Consider the following 19,851-nt stretch of genomic DNA (forward strand, 5'->3'; position numbering starts at 1 on the left):
AACCCAATACAAAAACTGCATAGTTTCTGGAGAAAGACATGCAAAAGAACACCCTCTGGTTCGATACCCTGTCCATGGATGATGTTGACAAGGTCGGCGGCAAAAACGCTTCTCTTGGCGAAATGGTTTCCAACCTCGCCAATGTTGGCGTTTCTGTCCCGAATGGGTTTGCGACCACTTCGTTTGCGTTTAACCAGTTTCTTGATTACGAAGGGCTGGATGATCGCATTCACCAAGTGCTCGATGAACTGGATATTGAAGATGTTGAAGCCCTACGCAAAGCCGGTTCCCAAATTCGACAATGGGTACTGGACGCCCCCTTCCCTGCTGATTTAGAGCAGGATATCCGAAACAATTACGAGACGCTGGTTGATGGAAATTCGGAGCTTTCCGTTGCTGTGCGTTCATCTGCAACTGCAGAGGATTTGCCAGATGCATCCTTTGCAGGTCAGCAAGAAACCTTCCTGAACGTCAAAGGCATTGATGCCGTGCTTGAGGCAACCAAGCACGTATTTGCCTCACTGTTTAATGACCGCGCGATTTCTTACCGTGTGCATCAAGGCTTTGATCACCGCGGTATCTCTCTGTCTGCAGGCATCCAGCGCATGGTGCGTTCAGACAAAGCCTCATCAGGCGTGATGTTTACGCTGGATACTGAATCAGGCTTCGATCAGGTCGTGTTTATCACCTCCTCATGGGGTCTTGGTGAAATGGTGGTGCAAGGTGCGGTGAACCCTGATGAGTTCTACGTGCATAAACCACTGCTGGAAGCCGGTCACCCTGCAGTAGTAAAACGTACTTTTGGCTCCAAGCTGATAAAGATGATTTATGCCGACAGCCAGGTGATTGGTAAGCAGGTTGAAATCATCGACACCTCAGCAGAAGAGCAAAGCCAGTTCTCGCTAAATGATGATGAAATCGCAGAGCTTGCCAAGCAAGCGATGATCATCGAGAAGCACTACAAGCGTCCAATGGACATTGAGTGGGCCAAAGACGGCATCGATGGCAAGCTGTATATCGTTCAGGCGCGTCCTGAAACGGTTTGCTCTCAGAAGCAAGGCAACGTGATTGAGCGCTACGAATTGAGCGCCAAAGCAGGTGTCTTGGTGGAGGGCCGTGCTATCGGTCAGCGTATCGGCAACGGTAGTGTTCGTATCGTGAAATCACTGGATGAAATGTCACTGGTGCAGGACGGCGATGTGCTGGTCACTGACATGACTGACCCTGATTGGGAACCGGTGATGAAGAAAGCCTCTGCGATTGTCACCAACCGCGGCGGCCGTACCTGTCACGCGGCAATTATCGCCCGTGAACTTGGCATTCCAGCCATCGTAGGTTGTGGCGACGCCACCAGCAAACTGAGTGATGGTGCAGAAGTGACTATCTCTTGTGCAGAAGGTGAAACCGGTTACGTTTACGAAGGTAAACTCGACTTTGCGGTCAGCCAAACTGCGGTAGACGAACTGCCAATGCTGCCAACCAAAGTGATGATGAACGTGGGTAACCCGGACCGTGCGTTCGATTTCGCCCAAATTCCGAACGAAGGTGTCGGTCTTGCCCGTCTCGAATTCATCATCAACAAGATGATTGGTATTCACCCTAAAGCCCTGCTGAACTTTGACGCACAAAGCGACGAGCTGAAAGCAACCATCAATGAGCGCATTCGCGGCTATAAAGATCCAGTCGATTTCTACGTCAGCAAACTGACCGAAGGGATCGCGACCATTGGTGCCGCTTTCTGGCCGAAGCGCGTCATTGTGCGTATGTCAGACTTCAAATCGAACGAATACAGCAACCTGATTGGCGGTAGCGAGTTCGAGCCCCATGAAGAAAATCCAATGTTGGGCTTCCGCGGTGCTTCACGTTACATCTCGCCAGTGTTTGAAGATTGCTTCGAGTTAGAAACTCAGGCGATCAAGCGCGTGCGTGACGAAATGGGTCTGAAGAACGTTGAAATCATGATCCCGTTCGTTCGTACCACAGGTGAAGCGGCAGAAGTGAATGACCTTTTGGCGAAGCACAACCTGCGCCGCGGTGAGCAGGGTCTGAAAGTCATCATGATGTGTGAGCTGCCGTCCAATGCGGTATTGGCGGAAGACTTCCTGAAGTACTTTGATGGCTTCTCGATTGGTTCAAACGACATGACCCAGTTGACGCTAGGCCTTGACCGTGACTCCGGTGATGTCGCGCATCTGTTTGATGAGCGCAACCCAGCAGTGAAAGCCATGCTGAAGATGGCGATTGATGCAGCCACTAAAGCAGGTAAATACGTCGGTATCTGTGGTCAGGGTCCTTCGGATCACGATGACTTGGCACAATGGCTGATGGATCAGGGTATCAGCTCTGTTTCCCTCAACCCGGATACCGTGGTTGATACCTGGATGAAACTGGGAAAAGTTGCTAACAAGTCCTGATTCATCCATTTAATGAATGTAAACGCCTGCAGTGTGAGAACACTGCAGGCGTTTTTATTTAGTGCGCCTAGGGGCTGTGTCGTTTCGCCACCAGCGTGAATTTGTAGTCGGTCGACTTAAAGTAGTTTCGGCTGTACTCGAACACAGTATCATCAAGAAGGTGACCACGGGTGCGCTTTTCGATGATGGGCTGGTTTGGGTCAATCACCAAAAGCTCCGCTATTTCCTTGGGTGGCAAAACCGGAATAATTTCCTGTTCACTGCGGTCAATCACCATACCTTTGGTGTTTTCGATAAAGTCGTACTTGGAGCCCTGCATGACCTGATAACTCAGATCAGGGAACATTTCAGTCGGCAGCCAAGTTTCTTCAACCGTTATTGGTGCTTCATCTACATATCGGACACGTTTAACGTAAAACACCTTATCACCTTCAGCAATGTTAAGGTTCTCTGCCATGGTCAAAGACGCTGAGGTCACTTCGAAAGCCAGCACGTCACTGCGGATCACTGAATCCAGGTGAGACCATTTTTCAGCAAAGCTGCTTTGGTGGTAGATATCGTAATTAACTTTGTTTTCTTTAACGTAGGTGCCACTACCCTGCTTGCTTTCCAGCTCTCCACTTTCCACCAGCAGTTTAATCGCTTGTCTAACCGTTACGCGGCTCACTGAGTAGGTTTCCCGAAGCTGTGCCTCAGTTGGTAATGCTTCCCCTACTTTGTATTCACCCGCACTGATTTTCTCTCGGATGGCATCAGCAATCTGGCGATACATTGGCAATCTGGCCATAAAGCTCTCTTGAAATTCAGGCAATATCATTTAGTGAAATTCGATGATTCGCACCATTTATTGATGGTAAATGTATCATACCAATCGGTTTTTCCATACAAGAAGACCAGCATTCCACTTAGAAAGCAATACAAGTAAAATACATTTATTACGGAATACGAGATCTCTATCACTTCATATTTGTATTATAAAGGTATTATTCACGCATTGTTGTAGGGACAACAATGAATAACGTGAAAATGGGAAAAATGTTATGAACCTAACCTCTCTGACCCACCCATCGCTGATTAATTTACAAACGACTTTTAGTAGTCGAGATGAGGCGATTCGAGCCCTTGCCGACCAATTAGAACAACACGGAAAACTCCATGACAAACAGCAATATCTGGACGCAGTATTTGCACGCGAAGAGCAAGGTCCAACCGCCATTGGTGAGGGTTTAGCAGTACCTCATGGTAAGACAGATGCCGTAAAAGAATCTGGGTTCGCAATGGCAACATTGACTCGAGATCTTAAATGGCAAGGCATTGACGAAGAAGAAGACGTCAACCTGATTTTCCTGATTGCCATCCCTAACGCAGAAGCCGGCTCTACCCACATGCAACTTCTGACGGAGTTGACCACCACGCTGGTCGATGACGACGTTCGCGAAGCTATGCTGAAAGCCACCAGCGTAGAAGAAGTGATGGCTTTACTCGATAACCAAGAAGAAACCGAACCCAAAGAAGAATACAAAATAGATACAAATTTACCCACAGTTGTATGTGTCACTGCTTGCCCAGCAGGTATCGCGCACACATATATGGCTGCGGAGTATTTAGAAAAAGCCGGTAAGAAGATGGGCATTAACGTGTACGTCGAGAAGCAAGGCGCGAATGGTATTGAAGATCGCCTGACGGCGGAACAGCTGAACAAAGCCGAAGCTTGTGTGTTCGCAGCAGAAGTCGCCATCAAAGAGCTTGAACGCTTTCAGGGCATTCCACGCGTTGAAGTCGCGGTTGCAGAGCCTATTAAGCACGCTGAGCGCATTCTGAATGAAGCATTGGAAGCCTCGAAAAATGGCAGTGGTGCTGAACGTGCAGTGATCACTGATGACAAGCCAAAACGCCTTCCTCTGAAAACGGAACTCAAACAGGCACTCCTTTCCGGTATTTCCTACGCCGTTCCTCTCATCGTTGCCGGTGGTACCGTTCTCGCCGTTGCAGTATTACTTGCTCAAATCTTTGACTTGCAAGAGCTCTACGCGACTGACGGTTCTTGGCTGAATATGTACCGCAAACTGGGTGGCGGATTGCTTGGTACCCTGATGGTTCCTGTTCTTGCAGCGTATACCGCCTATTCACTGGCTGATAAACCGGCGCTTGGCCCTGGCTTTGCAGCAGGTATTGCGGCAAACCTGATTGGTTCTGGTTTCCTCGGCGGCGTTGTCGGTGGTCTGATTGCCGGTTATGTCATGCGCTGGGTGAAAGAGAATGTTCGTCTCAGCCCTACCTTTAACGGCTTCATGACCTTCTACCTCTACCCAGTGATTGGCACTCTGGTTGCTGGCTCTCTGATGCTGTTTGTTATCGGTAAGCCTGTTGCCTGGCTGAACCAAGGCCTGACTGACTGGTTGAACGGCATGTCTGGCACTAACGCCCTGCTGCTTGGCGCTGTGATAGGCCTGTTCGTTTCATTCGACTTAGGTGGCCCAGTAAACAAAGCGGCTTATGCCTTCTGTCTGGGTGCAATGGCAAACGGTGTTTATGGCCCTTACGCCATCTTCGGTTCGGTGAAAATGGTTTCAGCGTTCACCGTGACAGCTTCCACTTTGCTGATGCCTCGCTTGTTCAAAGACTTCGAAATTGAGCTGGGTAAATCGACTTGGCTGCTCGGCCTTGCAGGTATCACCGAGGGGGCAATCCCAATGGCGATTGAAGACCCAATTCGTGTTATCGGCTCTTTCTTGCTGGGCTCTGTGGTGACAGGTGCCATGGTAGGTGCTGCGGGCATCGGTCTTTCAACACCGGGCGCAGGTATCTTCTCTCTGTTCTTGCTTCACGATAGTGGTCTGGGCGCTTTCGCGGCGGCAGCTATCTGGTTCGGAGCAGCATTGATTGGTGCTGCAATTTCTACGGCAACCCTGATTGCCTGGCGTTCACATGCCGTTCGTAGCGGCAAATACACAGTACAAGACGCCACAGCTAACTAATAACAAAACAATGAATGGGGCACCCAAGTTCGGTGCCCCGAAAAACCAATTATTCAATTTGATTGTCGAGCCCTTTCGCTCAATAGGTAAACTCTAATGGTTACATCACGCGTACATATCACTCCACACATGCACTGGGACCGTGAATGGTATTTCACGACGGAAGAGTCTCGCATCCTTCTGGTCAACAACATGGAAGAAATCATGCAGCGTCTGGAAAACGACCCTGCATACAAGTACTACGTATTAGATGGACAGACCGCAGTATTAGAAGACTACTTTGCAATTAAGCCCGAGAATAAAGAACGTGTGAAAGCACTGGTTCAAGCTGGCAAACTGATTGTCGGCCCATGGTATTCCCAAACGGATACCATGCAGGTTTCCGGCGAATCCATTGTTCGCAACATGCTTTATGGCATCCGCGACTGTCTGGCGCTTGGCGAGCCAATGAAGATTGGTTACCTGCCAGACTCTTTCTCCATGAGTTCTCAACTTCCAATGATTTACAACGGCTTTGGTATTGACCGCGCCATGTTCTGGCGTGGCTGTTCAGAGCGCCACGGTACCAACAAAACCGAATTTATCTGGCAATCCAACGATGGCAGCGAAGTGACTGCGCAAGTGCTGCCTCTGGGTTATGCGATTGGTAAGTACCTGCCTCAAGATGAAAAAGGTCTGCGTGACCGTTTAGACAAGTACTTTCCTGTGCTGGAAGCACCATCCGTCACGAAAGACATTCTGTTGCCAAACGGCCATGACCAAATGCCGATTCAGGAAGACATCTTCGAGGTAATGGACAAGCTTCGCGAAATCTATCCGGATCGTGAGTTCGTGATGAGCCGCTATGAAGAAGTCTTTGAACGAATCGAAGCCATGCGTGACCAGTTGGACACCATCAAAGGCGAATTCAACGACGGTAAATACATGCGTGTTCACCGCACCATTTCTTCGACGCGTATGGATATCAAATTGATCCACGCCGAAGTGGAAAACAAGATCGTCAACATCCTGGAACCGCTGGCATCTATCGCATGGACATTGGGCTTTGAATACCATCATGGCTTGATTGAAAAAATGTGGAAAGAGAGCATGAAGAACCATGCCCACGATTCCATTGGCTGCTGCTGCTCAGACAAAGTTCACGCTGAAATTCTCAACCGTTACATCCTTGCGGATGACATGGCGACCAACCTGATCAACTTCTACAAACGTAAGATTGTTGACCACATGCCAACCCGTGAAGGTTGTGACAAGCTCGCGATGTTCAACCTGTCGCCATACGCACGTGAAGAAGTGATTAACACCACCATCACCCTGCGGGCGAATGCATTCAATCTGTTTGATGACAACGGCAATGCGATTGAATATTTCATTCAGGATCAGCGCATTATCGATCCGGGCAAGATTGACCGTCAGATCGTTCATTACGGTAATTACGACCCATTTATCGAATACGACATCCAGTTCAGACAAGAAGTGCCAGCCATGGGTTACACCACGCTGCACATTGAACCGCACACCAAAGGCAAAACCAAAGTGGTGGTGCAAAACGAGTACGTGCTGGAGAACGAATTCTACCGCATCAATGTGAACAACAACGGTACGCTGACTATTTTCGATAAAGAGACTCAGCACACCTATGACCAGGCTCTGCGTATTGAAGATGGCTCTGACGACGGGGACGAGTACGATTATTCTCCATCCCGTCAGGAGTGGCTGCTTTACTCTGATGAGTTTGAAGCGAAAACCGATATCCAGCACCAAGGCTTCCAGTCTGTTGCCAATATCGAGCTTCGCATGGCAATTCCGGCAAACCTTCAAGAGCGCGAAGAGCGCACAGGTCAGAACGGTTCTCTGGATGTGCAGTGTCAGGTGGTGTTGAAGCAAGGCAGTCGCCGAATTGAAGTGCGCATGGAGCTGGATAACCAAGCCGATGACCATCGCGTCCGTGTGCTGATCCCAACGCCATTTGTGTCGGAAACCGTGGTAGCAGATAACCAGTTTGGCCTGATCACACGTCCAACGAATGACCCAGCAATGGCAGTGTGGGAACAGGAAGGCTGGAAAGAGGCGCCTGTACCGGTTTATCAGCTGATGAACTTTGCAGCATTAGAAAACAATGCTGGCGGTATGGCACTGATGACCAACGGCCTTCGTGAATTTGAAATCATTGCGCGTCAAGGCAACCAAGAGCGTGACACCTTTGCACTCACCCTGCTGCGCGGCATTGGTACGCTGGGTAAAGAAGAGTTGCTGCTGCGTCCGGGTCGCCCTTCAGGCATCAAGATCCCGACGCCGGATTCACAAACCCGCGGCAAGTTGGTGTGCGAGTTTGCCTTATTTGGTTACGAAGGGGACCACATCAGTGCAAACATCATGGCAGAAGCGCGCGACAACGTGACGCCAATCCAGTGTTACAACAAGATCCCTTACAACGCGATGAAGTTGAATGTTGGCAAGCAGGACAAGCCTCTGACCTACAGCCTGTTTTCTAAAGGCAAACGCGGCGCGGTGCTAAGCGTGCTCAAGAAAGCTGAAGATGAACAAGGCTTGGTGCTTCGTGTCTACAACCCAGCGGAAGCGGGTGAACTGAAGGACGAAGTCAGCTTTAACCTCCCTGTTTCTTCCTGGCAGCAAGTCAGTATGGATGAGAAACCACTGGAGCCAGCGCCAACAACGGATACCGAGTTTGGCACTCTCAAGCCTTGTCAGGCGAAATCGTATCTCGTTAAGTTTTGATACCAACCGTAGTGAAACCTAAACCACAAAAAAAGCCCCCGCTGTGATGCGGGGGTCTTTGTTGCCGTGTGGCTTACTTTCAGACCTTATTGCATTGAAATCTTTTTCTCTCTAAACCTTAAACTGGCCCAGTACGTCGTTCTGGTCAGACACATTTTGTTTTTGCCCATCAATCACATCGTGCATCTCATTTACTAACCTCGATACCTCGACCGAAATGTCTTTTGTTGCCTGAGCATTGCGGTTCACCTCTTCACAGACAATGCTTTGCTCTTCCGCCGCGGCAGCAATTTGATAAATCATGTCGGTGATTTGAGCTACTGCCTGACGAATAGATTGCAGTTCAGTATCCGCATCTTTTGAGTGTTCAAGGGTTTGCCCCACTTCCTGTTGGCTGGACTCCATCACTTCCAGAGCTTTTCTTGCGCCACTTTGCAGGGTTTCAATCATGCTGCCGATTTCTTCAGTCGACTGCTGAGTTTTCTGCGCCAGCTTTCTCACTTCATCCGCCACCACTGCGAACCCACGGCCACTGTCTCCAGCACGGGCAGCTTCGATAGCCGCATTCAAGGCTAACAGGTTGGTTTGCTCTGCGATGTCTGTAATCACACTCAGCACGGAGTCTATACCCAATGCAGAAGCGTTAAGATCAGATACCACTGTCACCGCTTCCTGTACTTGATTCGACAAAGCTGCGGTAGAACGCGCTGAGCTTTCTACCAATTGCGCACTGCGATCTACATTAGTACTGGCACTCTGTGCAGACTCAGATGCGAGCTGGGAATGGTTAGCCACCTCTTTGGCACTTACCGACATCTGGTTAATCGCTGTGGCTAACTGATCGACCTCATTCATTTGAGTTTCAATCTGTGCTCTGGCTTCTGACGCACTCAATGTTGACGCTTCCATGCCAGAACCCACTTTGTCTCCCAATGATTTTGTCTTGGAGATCATGGCACCCAGTTGCTGCATTAGCGTATTCACACTCATTGCAACATTGCCGATTTCATCTTTACTCGTGACCTCTAAATGCTTGGTCAGATCGCCATCTCCCTGAGTAAGCTCTTCAATTTTCTGCTGAAGTCCAATAATCGGTCGGAACAATCGCTGCAGAACAAACACCAACACAGCAATCGATATCAGAAGCAAAGCGACTGAAACCCAAAGCATGCGCTGGATTAACGCATCAAGAGACTGATAAGCCGTGTTTTGATCCACACTCACCACGTAGTACCAAGATTTCCCAAACCCAAGTTCTATTTGGTTGTGGTACGCCGTTCTGGTTCTTCCACTACTTTGGTAGTCAAAGTCGCCATAGCCGGGTGCTAAAAGCTCATCCTGATAGTCAGCAAGTTCTGGAATCGAACTGATTGTGGTTTCGCCCGGTTTACTTTTCTGGCTAGAAGACGCGATGACCACACCTCTCTCATCAAACAATGACGCAATACCACTTTCGGGCAATCCCTTGCCTATGTGCGCTCCAATGATATCCAGCGTCAGATCAGCAAGAAGCACGCCCTTTAACGTATTTCCTTCATAAAAAGGCTCAGCAATACTCACCATCAATTTTTTCGTTGTCGCGCCGGTATAAATATCTGTAATGATGGTGCCACGTTTTTCTTTTGCGGCTTTATACCAGCCTCGCCCACGAGGATCGTAGGCATTAGGGTCGTATTTCCCGGAATTGGAACTGAACGCGTTGCCGTTTTCAAACCCAACGATAATGGCGAAAACCTGAGAAGATTTTTTAATTTGATTGGTGGACACCAAGATCTGTTCATCAGACAAGGGCTCGGAAAAAAAAGGAGCATTTTTTTGAAGAGAAATAGACACACGGTTGATCCAACGTTCTACAGCATCACCCGCAGCATCAACACGAATTGATATACTTTCATCAATACTTTCAGTCTTTTCTTCACTCAGGAAATAATAGGAAAGATAACTTGAAATACTTAGTGATAAGGTAAGTAGAACGGCAGATATTGCAATAACTCTTTGTTTGAAACCAAGGTTTATGAGTTTCACCATAATCCTAAATCCCTACTTCTTCAGGCAACATGGCCAATAAAGTCTTTTTTATTCATGAGATTAAAAGCAGGACCGCAAAACCGCTTTATTCATGCCTCTAAGAAAGAATGTCGGACACCGCACTACCGTCTGTGTCATTAGATATAAGCATGACACAATATAAAAACGAAAATCGCCATATTGATAACCATTGAAATATTGATACATATTTTCATTACACAGCAATATTCAAGGAACAAGAATCACTTTTCAGAATTCGAACAATCAGGAACTTAAGATGGATTTTCCCGGAGTTTTAATAGCAAAGGCTTGATATATAGAACCTTCATTTTCTGGTGATAAATAGACTGAATGAAAGTCACAAAATAGGGGTGTACCCAAACGACCTGAAGATGCCGGATTCAGGTTGTTTGGGTATATATATAAAAAGCCCGCTGGTTTCAGCGGGCTTTGTCGTTTATCTCTTGGTTACAGTCAGTTTAATAACCGTTCGGGTTCTTTGACTGCCAGCGCCAGGTATCTTCTACCATGTCATTCAAGGTATGGGTTGCCTTCCAACCGAGATCTTGCTGCGCTTTGGCAGGGTCTGCCCAACACTCTGCAATGTCACCTGGGCGACGCGGTGCGATTTGGTAAGCAATTTCCTTACCGCATGCTTCACTGAACGCTGCTACCATTTCCAGCACGCTCTTACCGTCGCCAGTTCCGAGGTTGTAGATGTGTAGGCCCGATTTCTTGCCGACTTTATCAAGCGCAGCAAGGTGACCTTCTGCTAAATCAACAACGTGGATGTAGTCACGCACCCCACTACCATCACGGGTTGGGTAATCATCACCGAACACAGACAGGAATTCACGGCGACCAACGGCCACTTGTGAAATAAACGGCATCAGGTTGTTTGGAATACCCTGTGGGTCTTCACCCATTTCACCCGACTTGTGCGAGCCGACTGGGTTGAAATAGCGAAGCAGCGTAATGCTCCAGTCTGGGTTCGCTTTCTGGAAATCTGTCAGACACTCTTCCACCATCAGCTTACTGCGGCCATAAGGGTTGGTCGCTGACGTTGGGAAATCTTCACGGATTGGCACAGAAGCTGGATCACCGTAAACAGTTGCCGACGAACTGAAGATCAGCGAGTGAACGCCTGCATCACGCATCGCATCCACCAGCACCAGAGTACCGTTAACGTTGTTGTCGTAGTATTCCAGCGGCTTCTCAACCGACTCACCCACCGCTTTCAAGCCAGCAAAGTGAATGACTGCATCAATGTTTTCTTTTTCAAACACGGAGGCCAGAAAAGCTTTGTCACGGATGTCGCCCTGATAAAACGTCGGCTTTTTACCCGTCAGTTGTTCAATGCGCTCAAGCACAGCAAGTTTACTGTTGTGAAGGTTGTCGAGAAGGATGGGATTCAAACCTGCTTCAATCATTTGAACACAGGTATGGCTGCCAATATAGCCAACGCCGCCAGTTACGAGTACGTTCATGTCAAATCTCAATTGGGTTGTGATTTTAGTTTCCGTGTCTAGGTTCAATTCAAGCACGGATTTCTTATGGCGACCACTATACCTGAGCATGTAAGAAGTGCCAGTTACATACATCGAATCACATAAAAACCACTGTGTTAGGCGCAAATTCGAATAACTGGCTCGAATATGAAAAGGTAAACGTTGCGGTTTTACAGTGGATTTAATTCGAATGTAAATAGAAAAAGCCGCTGAATTATGCAGCGGCTTCGTTGGGTTTTAGCCCTATTATCTGATGGCTTCGTACATCGCCTGTTGGAACAGCAAAGCACTGTCACAGACATCACCATTCGCATGGCTATGGCCAAGACTGGCTGATGGTATCCGGCTCATCAGTTTCAATACCGTTTGGTTATTGTCAGAGGTTTCAAGGCCAGCATTCGCCACGTCGATCTCTGTCGCAACGCCCCGGTAAACAGTCGCAGCAATATCAATATCTCTAATGCTTTCAGGCTCCACGTTATATGGGCTTTGCTCAAGCACAGTAAAGTTAGCGTATTTGCCAATATCAATGCTGCCGATCTGATCTTCTAAGCGTGCTGTGTATGCGGCATCAATCGTAATGGCTCGCATGGCTTCATCTACTGTGATCCGCTCTTCAGGCCCCATCACCGACTCGCCAGACAAGCCGATTCGGTTTACTGCTGCCCAAACTAAAGCCAGCGGCTGCGCCGGAGCCATTGGTGCATCGGAATGCAAAGAAAGAACCCCACCCGCATCGATAAATGAACGCCCTCTCGCCATCACTTCCGCACGTTCTTTACCTACACCTTCTTTGCTGTAGAGCTCTGCCAGCACGTGGGTGTAATAAGGATTCACACTGAAGTTAGCACCAGATTCCACTGCTCGTGGAATATCATCTTTGTCAGTAATGCCTAAATGGTGGAAGCTGGTGCGATGATCTTCCCTTGGCGTTTCTTCATTCAGCGCGTCCACCACATCCAAGGCGCTTTCAAATCCCAAGTCGCCATTGGCATGAATCACGATCGTATAGTCATCATTCCAATATGGGCGCATGCTGTCTTCGAGCTCTTCGGGGGTTTGCAACCATTCGCCATGGTGACCGTCGATATAGCCATCTTTCAACTGCATTAGCTGGCTATACATCGCGCCGTCAGAGAAGAGTTTCACGAATTTAGGCAACCATTGAATTTGGTCTTGTCCCTTGTAGTCTCTGGTTTGGGCTTCAGCAATCAACTTACCTTGCTCAGCATCATAACCGCCTGCTGAATAAGTGAAGTTACCTGCAGGAATTAACCAGTAATCCATAGGGAAAGCATCATCCAGCAAAATAGAAACCATTTGGTCATACATTTCCGGCGTCGCAATCACACCTGGGTCAATCGCCGTGGTAATACCGCCCGATTGCACATAATCACGCGTTCTCTCCATGCCAGTGGCAAAGCGACCACTGTCTACCAAAAACGTCAGGGTTTCAGGAAGAATGATTTTTCCGCCGTTTTCAAATGCGTGTCCACGTTCCCAGTCTAACTGCTCATACGCCAAGCCTTCGCCCGACCAATCACTCTCTTGCCAACCCATCATTTCAATCGCGGCATTGTTGAAAAACAGCTCGTGGAAGCTTCGGTGCCAGACAATGATCGGGCGATTCTCTGAGATCTGGTTCAGCACATCACGCCCCATGTTTTTGCCATGGAAAAAGTTGTGATAGCCCCAAACGATCAATGGTTCGCCTTCCGGTGTCGCCTTCTCGATCTCAATCAGACGGTCAATAAATGCGTCTTCTGAGTGCACACCTTTTACATCGCCCCAAGGCAGTTTCCAGTCTGCAGGGGTAATGAAGTCTGTGCTCATGAGAATCGCACTCAACCATAAATGGATATGAGGTTCGACAAAGCCTGGTGTCAGGACTTTATCTTCAAATTGTCTATCTACAATCAACTCTGGATGCGCCTGGTATTTTTCCAGCAGGGCGTCTTTTTCGCCCAAATCTAAAATTTTGCCATTTTGAACTGCAATAGCAGTGACCTGCTCTGGCGCAACATCAGACATGGTAACAATGTCGTTCGACACGAAAACAGTGACTGGGCTCGCCAATACTTCTTTGGATAAATCCGCCAAATCCACAACGTCTGCTTGCTTTGAGCAAGCCGTTAGTAGTGCGATAGACATTGCCACTGCTGATAGTTTCATTGTTCTATTCATCGCTATCCCCATATAAGCACTTTGGCTTCGTGAGCTCTGTTCGATGTTGAGAATTTAACAATGAAATACCGTTCTAACTAATGCATTATGATGGGTAAAACCCAACATTAGTTAATGGAGAGAATATGTTCTCTTATGAGCATCTCGCCGCATTCTGCGCAACAGTGGAGGAAGGCAGCTACAGCAAAGCTGCGCGCAGATTGGGTAAAGACAGAACGACTATTCGTGAGCAGATCAAAGCACTCGAAGACAGCTACGCCATCGCGCTTTTTGATATTGAAGGGAAGTCAGCAGTCGCAACCAACGCCGGTCAGGCGATTTACAAGCAAGCACAGCTCTTGGTTAAAAACAGTGAGCGTCTAAATACCCGATTGCTGAAAAGCTATCTTGAGCCCATCACTCAACTGGACATCTATCATGATGTGCTGGCTCCTGCCCCACTCATTCTGCACATTGAACGTTTAATGAATGAACATTATCCCGACATCAAACTGAACTGGTTACACAGGAACCGGGATGACGCGTTAAAAGCCGTTTCTGAAGGGAAAAATAAACTCGCGCTGATGCAATACAAGCTTTCGAATCAATCGCCTTACCCGTTGGGTTTCGTCAATCTGGGAAGCGATGACCTGAATGTATATTGCAATCCCCATCACCCGCTAGCCAAATTGGAGCGAGTCACTGTGGGCGATTTACAACTCGAAAGGCAATATCTGAGTGAAAACCTGATGGTGAGTGCACCCGAACTGTTTTCTGTTTCCGCAGATGTAAGAATCGTCAGCAACAACGATATTCTGTTGGAGTTGGTAAAAAACGAGGGATGGACAGTGATTCCTCAAAGCCTTGCTGAACCTTCGGTAAAACAGAAACACCTCATTAAGCTTCAACTGGACGAGCTGGCCTCCAGCCTCAATGTGGGCATTTCTTTCTTCTACCCAGAGGCAATAGAAAGCACGCCGGAGCTCCAAACGCTGCTCTCCTCAATCAAAGCGTTCGCTGCCAAATATTACCAGTAGAGAGATACTAAAAAGCCCGCACCTGAGCGCGGGCCTCTCATTATGCTAGTCGGTTTACATCCATTTAATGGCAATCACTGCCGCAGCAACACCGACACCTAAACCCGTCACAACATCACGCCAGTGGTGCTTGAATGCTCTCACCCTGCCAAGGCCAACACACGCTGCAACACCGTATGAAAGCAAACCGATGAACCAGCCATAGCAAAGCATCAGTGCTGTGGAAGCTGCGACGGCATTTGCTGTGTGATTGGATGGAAAGCTGTCGTTACCGCTGAGATCAGGTCGTTTCGCATCGATGAAGAACTTACCTAAAAGGCCTATTCCAGAAGCACCCGCAATGATCAGTAACGCTTGCTGTAACTCCTGCCACTCTCCATGAATCATTGGAAACCCCAGAGCCGTGGCTACCAAACCATAAGCACCCACATCACTGACCGACTGCCAGTTGGTAGAAGAAGAGATCTGGGCAATGAAGAAGACCCAAATGGAAGCCAGGAAGATCAGAGGATATACAGTACTCATTATGCGTCGATTTAATCTCACTAAGGGACTAACGATGCGTTGAGTATCTCAAAATCCTCAATGAAATCGGGGAGAAGAATGTAACCAAACATTTATGCTAACTAGCAAAAAAAGGATACACCAATGCGTTAACAACCCTATCATCAGCCAAAAATAAACTCATACTTAATGCTTTTTTGGTCCATGAATAGATATTTTCAATTCAATTCATGGTGGATCACCGATTCACATTGATGAGCAATCATGCAGTTTTTTACATGTCACTAAATTAGCGCCATATGGAATTTGTATCGAAAATGCATTTTTCTACCCGACAATCCTGTTGATGCATATCAGAAGCAGTGTCCACTGCATATCTATTCATGGAAATATTTCTCAATGAGACCGCCTCTCAACAAATCTCGATAGTGAGACAAACTGGTACTACCTCTCCGGAAAAGCCCTTACTAATATTCCGCCTACTTAGGCCAAACCAAACTTTTCTAGCAAGCGGGATGCTGACATGACAAACATCATCAATGGAACTGAAAACGACGACGATCTGCGTGGCGATACCGCCGCTGATACTGTAGACACAATTTACGGCAAAGGTGGGAATGACACTTTACGGGGCTACCGAGATAATGACTTTCTCTACGGTGAAGACGGTGATGACACGCTATACGGCGGCAAAGGTAATGACGAATTACACGGTGGCATTGGCAATGATTGGCTCCGTGGCGGCTCAGGTATCGATTTTCTCTATGGTGGAGAAGGCGAAGATATGCTCGAAGGCGGCCTGGACAACGACATTCTGGACGGCGGTGCTGGTAATGACCGCCTATTCGGTAATGATGGTAACGATGTCATTTCTGCTGGCGCAGGCGAAGACATGGTTAATGGTGGCAAAGGTAACGACACTATTAATGGTGGCGACGATAGAGACATCCTCTTCGGTTCATTCGGTGATGACACACTAAACGGTAATGCCGGCAACGATGTTATTTATGGCGAGGGTGACAACGATACGGTCTACGGCCAAGAAGGAGACGACGCTGTTTATGGTGGCTTGGGTGACGATAAAGTCTACGGTGGCGTCGGCAATGACTTGGTGCGTGGAGGATCAGGTAATGACACACTGTATGGAGAAGCAGGTAACGACACCATCGAAGGTGGATTGGGACAAGACACTCTGTACGGTGGCGATGGTGAAGACAAACTTTCCGGGAATGATGGTGATGACACGCTCCATTCGGGAGCGGGTAACGATAAATCCCGCGGAGGCAATGGCAACGACACCGTTAACGGTGGCACTGGCAATGACATCCTTTTTGGTGATGGTGGCGATGACACCATCAATGGCGACGAAGGCAACGATGTTCTTTGGGGTGGCAATGGCATTGACACCATCAAAGGCGGCGTAGACGATGACTCCCTCTGGGGTCAGGTCGGCGATGACCTTCTTTATGGTCAGGATGGCAACGACTCAGCCCGTGGTGGTGACGGTAACGACTATATCGATGGCGGCATTGGTAATGACCAATTGTTTGGCGGAGATGGTGATGACCATCTGGTTGGCGATGACGGAACCGACCCGACAATAGAGACAGGAACTGAAAGCGCTGCCGGTTTTTCTATCCGTGCCGGAGGCTCGGCGGTAAAAAGTGGCGTTGAGGCTGGTGGCACAACCACAACGATTTCTATCGACGGTGTCCCTTACGTCGTTTCAACACATTGGGCTTATGCTGGGACCGTAGTCGTTTCGAGAGTAGAAAGCGATGGCTCTCTCACCGAAACCGACCGCATGATTTACGACAACACGACGGGTTCTGTTTCTACCTCATCTTCCGGTGACATCGCTGACGATGCAGCGGCCTTAGGTATTCCAGTTGGCGCATTTGGGAACGGGCTGACAAATTCAAATATCTATGATGTGGATGGCAGCCCCACTCTGTTTTTGACGTCTCAAAACAGCGGCTCTATCACTGCATGGGATATCGGTTCAGACGGCACCATTACACTGAAAGGTGGCCTAAACTTCGGTAACTCTCAAACAGGTATTGTTCGCGAAAACGTGGTTTTTGAAGCGCAGGATGGTCAAGAGTACATCTACGCTGCCCGCGCGCAAAATGACCGTGTCGACATTCTTACCTACGACTCAAGCACGGGTGCAATTGCTGAAACTGGACGCTCTGTTTCAAGCGGCAATGCACCAACGGGTTTAGATCTCGTCAATATTAACGGCAATGACTTCCTCGTATCTTCAACCAGCGACGCCGTCTCTATCTATGCCATTGACGCCACGACGGGTGGCCTTACATTAACAGACTCAGAATCTGTCACTGGCTTGGGCTGGTATAACAGTGTTGATATCTATGAGAAGCCAGATGGCAGTACCTACGCCATTGTCGATGGGCAACCAGGAGAGGGGCAGGTCTACGTATTTGAGCTGGGTGCCGACGGTTCAATGACACTGACTGACACGATTGATGGCTATGGCTCACGTTATTCATCTGCTGGCTATGTTGAAGGCGAGCCAGTCTTCGTGATGGCGAATGCCACGGAAGGCGTTGATCTCTACACCATCTCTGATGACGGGACATTGGTATTCCAAACACACATTGCCGATATCGAAAATGATGTGACTACGCCAGTGATTGTGCAGACAGAAGATGGCAGCTACTTCTTGGTCGATGCTGATGGCGACACAGCCTCAGTGAAGCTGGATACCAATGATTTCTACAACCGTAAGCTCAATGATTACCTTGATGGTCAGGACGGCAATGACAAGCTGGAAGGCGGCATTGGTGATGACACGTTGAAAGGTGGCCTAGACAACGACAAACTTTACGGTGGAGAAGGCAATGACTACCTTGTCGGGGATGACGGTAAAGCGCCAACCCTGACACTTTCAGCAAGCTCAACGGTAATTGAAGGACCACAAGTAGCCAGTGCAACAACAACGTCCATCTCTGTTGATGGTGTTGCTTACGTTGTGTCAACACAGTGGGCAGTCAGCGGTCTGGCAATTGTTTATCGTGTCGAAAATGATGGCTCACTGACCGAAACCGACCGAATGACGTATGACAGTTCCACCCTTTCAATTACCACCACGTCATCTGGAGACATTTCAGCGGCTATTGCAGATGCCGGGGTTCCGATTGGCGCATTCGGAAATGGCCTGACTCAGTCCAACATCTATAACGTGGACGGCACGCCAACCCTGTTTATGACTTCTCAAAACAGCGGTTCAATCACTGCTTGGCATATTGCCGAGGATGGAACCTTCAGCTTCGAAGGTGGTTTGAGATTCGGCCACTCACAAACACATTTAAACGGTGGTATCGTCCGCGAAAACGTGGTCTATGAAGCGCTGGATGGTCAGGAATATATCTACGCTGCACGCGCGCAGAATGATCGTATTGATATTCTAACGTACGATTCTGAAACTGGTACCATCGCTGAAACAGGTAACACCGTCGCCACGGGTGACTGGGGAACAGGCTTGGATCTGGTGACGCTAAATGCCAACACTTATCTGGTTTCAAGTGGCAGCGACAAACTCTCAATTTTCGCTGTCGACCCCAACAATGGTGGTTTGTCATTGGTTAGCGAAGCTGCCCTGCCAAACATCGGTACCTATAACGGCGTCGACGTTTATGAGACAACAGATGGTCGCGCTTACGCCATCGTTGATGGAAGCCCAGGAGACAGTGACATCTTTGTATTTGAGATTGGCTCAGATGGTGCACTGACATTAACCGACACTATTGAAGGCTATGGTTCTCGCTATTCTTCAGCAGGTTATGTAGAAGGCGAACCAGTGTTTACTATGATAAATGCCACAGAAGGCGTTGACCTTTACACCATCTCCGATCAAGGGAAGCTGGAGTTTCAACTCCATATCTCTGGCATCGAGAATGATGTAACCACACCTGTGATTGTTCAAACCGAAGATGGCAGTTACTACCTCGTTGATGCTGACGGTAATACCGCCACCGTGAAACTGGACTTTAGCTACGACAAAGGTAACACCGAAGACCGCACTCACAACGATGAGCTATACGGCGGCAGTGGCGATGACCGACTGGAAGGCAACTATGGTGACGACATTCTGGATGGCGGTACCGGTCAGGATAGACTCAACGGCGGCATTGGCGATGATTTCCTCAATGGCGGTGCAGGTCGCGATACACTCACTGGTGGCTTAGGTGCAGACAAGTTCTTCTTTGACAGCAACTCAGGCTCCGACACAGTGACCGACTTTAACGCAAGCCACGATATTTTGGTGATCGACAGTTCACTGGCTACAAGCCTTGCAGAACTGAACATTAAACAAAGCGGTACCAACACGCTGATTTCAAACAGCGATGAATCGGTCTTTATCAAACTGGAAGAATTCGATGCAGATAGCATCCATACCGACCTTTTTGATTTCACCTAGTCGCAAGGCGTTCTAATTGAAAAGCGGCTCTTGATG

10 protein-coding genes are annotated in these 19,851 nt (G+C 48.4%); 5 read left to right on the top strand and 5 right to left on the bottom strand.

Annotated elements, in window-relative coordinates:
• Nucleotides 1-38 precede the first annotated feature (38 nt).
• Complete coding sequence (gene ppsA / locus GCE9029_RS08210) at nt 39-2,414, top strand: phosphoenolpyruvate synthase (RefSeq protein WP_002542628.1); 2,376 nt, start codon at nt 39-41, stop codon at nt 2,412-2,414.
• 67 nt (nt 2,415-2,481) lie between these two features.
• On the opposite strand, the gene GCE9029_RS08215 is transcribed toward ppsA, so the two are convergent.
• Entirely contained in the window at nt 2,482-3,201 is a 720-nt protein-coding gene (locus GCE9029_RS08215) for a GntR family transcriptional regulator (protein ID WP_197475332.1), read from the bottom strand.
• Between the two features lie 253 nt (nt 3,202-3,454).
• Between GCE9029_RS08215 and mngA the strand changes: the two genes are divergently transcribed.
• Together mngA and mngB are read left to right on the top strand one after the other, a co-directional pair.
• Nucleotides 3,455-5,392 (top strand): PTS 2-O-a-mannosyl-D-glycerate transporter subunit IIABC, encoded by a 1,938-nt coding sequence (gene mngA, locus GCE9029_RS08220; protein WP_062662489.1) that lies wholly within the window; start codon nt 3,455-3,457, stop codon nt 5,390-5,392.
• 96 nt (nt 5,393-5,488) lie between these two features.
• On the top strand, nt 5,489-8,131 hold the full coding sequence (mngB, locus tag GCE9029_RS08225; RefSeq protein ID WP_062662492.1) for a mannosylglycerate hydrolase: 2,643 nt from the start codon (nt 5,489-5,491) through the stop codon (nt 8,129-8,131).
• A 111-nt stretch (nt 8,132-8,242) separates the two neighbouring features.
• On the opposite strand, the gene GCE9029_RS08230 is transcribed toward mngB, so the two are convergent.
• The 3 genes from GCE9029_RS08230 to GCE9029_RS08240 form a co-directional block, all read right to left on the bottom strand.
• Complete coding sequence (locus GCE9029_RS08230) at nt 8,243-10,159, bottom strand: methyl-accepting chemotaxis protein (RefSeq protein WP_062662494.1); 1,917 nt, start codon at nt 10,157-10,159, stop codon at nt 8,243-8,245.
• Nucleotides 10,160-10,638: 479 nt separating this feature from the next.
• The gene (gene galE / locus GCE9029_RS08235) at nt 10,639-11,646 is read right to left on the bottom strand and encodes a UDP-glucose 4-epimerase GalE (protein ID WP_062662496.1); all 1,008 of its coding nucleotides are present in this window, start codon (nt 11,644-11,646) and stop codon (nt 10,639-10,641) included.
• A gap of 267 nt (nt 11,647-11,913) precedes the next feature.
• Complete coding sequence (locus GCE9029_RS08240) at nt 11,914-13,851, bottom strand: amidohydrolase (RefSeq protein ID WP_062662498.1); 1,938 nt, start codon at nt 13,849-13,851, stop codon at nt 11,914-11,916.
• A gap of 125 nt (nt 13,852-13,976) precedes the next feature.
• Between GCE9029_RS08240 and GCE9029_RS08245 the strand changes: the two genes are divergently transcribed.
• The gene (locus tag GCE9029_RS08245; RefSeq protein WP_062662500.1) at nt 13,977-14,867 is read left to right on the top strand and encodes a LysR family transcriptional regulator; all 891 of its coding nucleotides are present in this window, start codon (nt 13,977-13,979) and stop codon (nt 14,865-14,867) included.
• A 54-nt stretch (nt 14,868-14,921) separates the two neighbouring features.
• Here GCE9029_RS08245 and GCE9029_RS08250 read toward each other — a convergent pair whose 3' ends face one another.
• Nucleotides 14,922-15,392 (bottom strand): phosphatase PAP2 family protein, encoded by a 471-nt coding sequence (locus GCE9029_RS08250; protein ID WP_062662502.1) that lies wholly within the window; start codon nt 15,390-15,392, stop codon nt 14,922-14,924.
• A 502-nt stretch (nt 15,393-15,894) separates the two neighbouring features.
• Between GCE9029_RS08250 and GCE9029_RS08255 the strand changes: the two genes are divergently transcribed.
• Nucleotides 15,895-19,815, top strand: a complete 3,921-nt coding sequence (locus GCE9029_RS08255; RefSeq protein ID WP_062662504.1) for a calcium-binding protein — start codon at nt 15,895-15,897, stop codon at nt 19,813-19,815.
• Nucleotides 19,816-19,851 lie beyond the last annotated feature (36 nt).

Origin of the sequence: Grimontia celer, assembly GCF_900055185.1 — a bacterium.
Taxonomy (GTDB): Bacteria; Pseudomonadota; Gammaproteobacteria; order Enterobacterales; family Vibrionaceae; genus Enterovibrio; species Enterovibrio celer.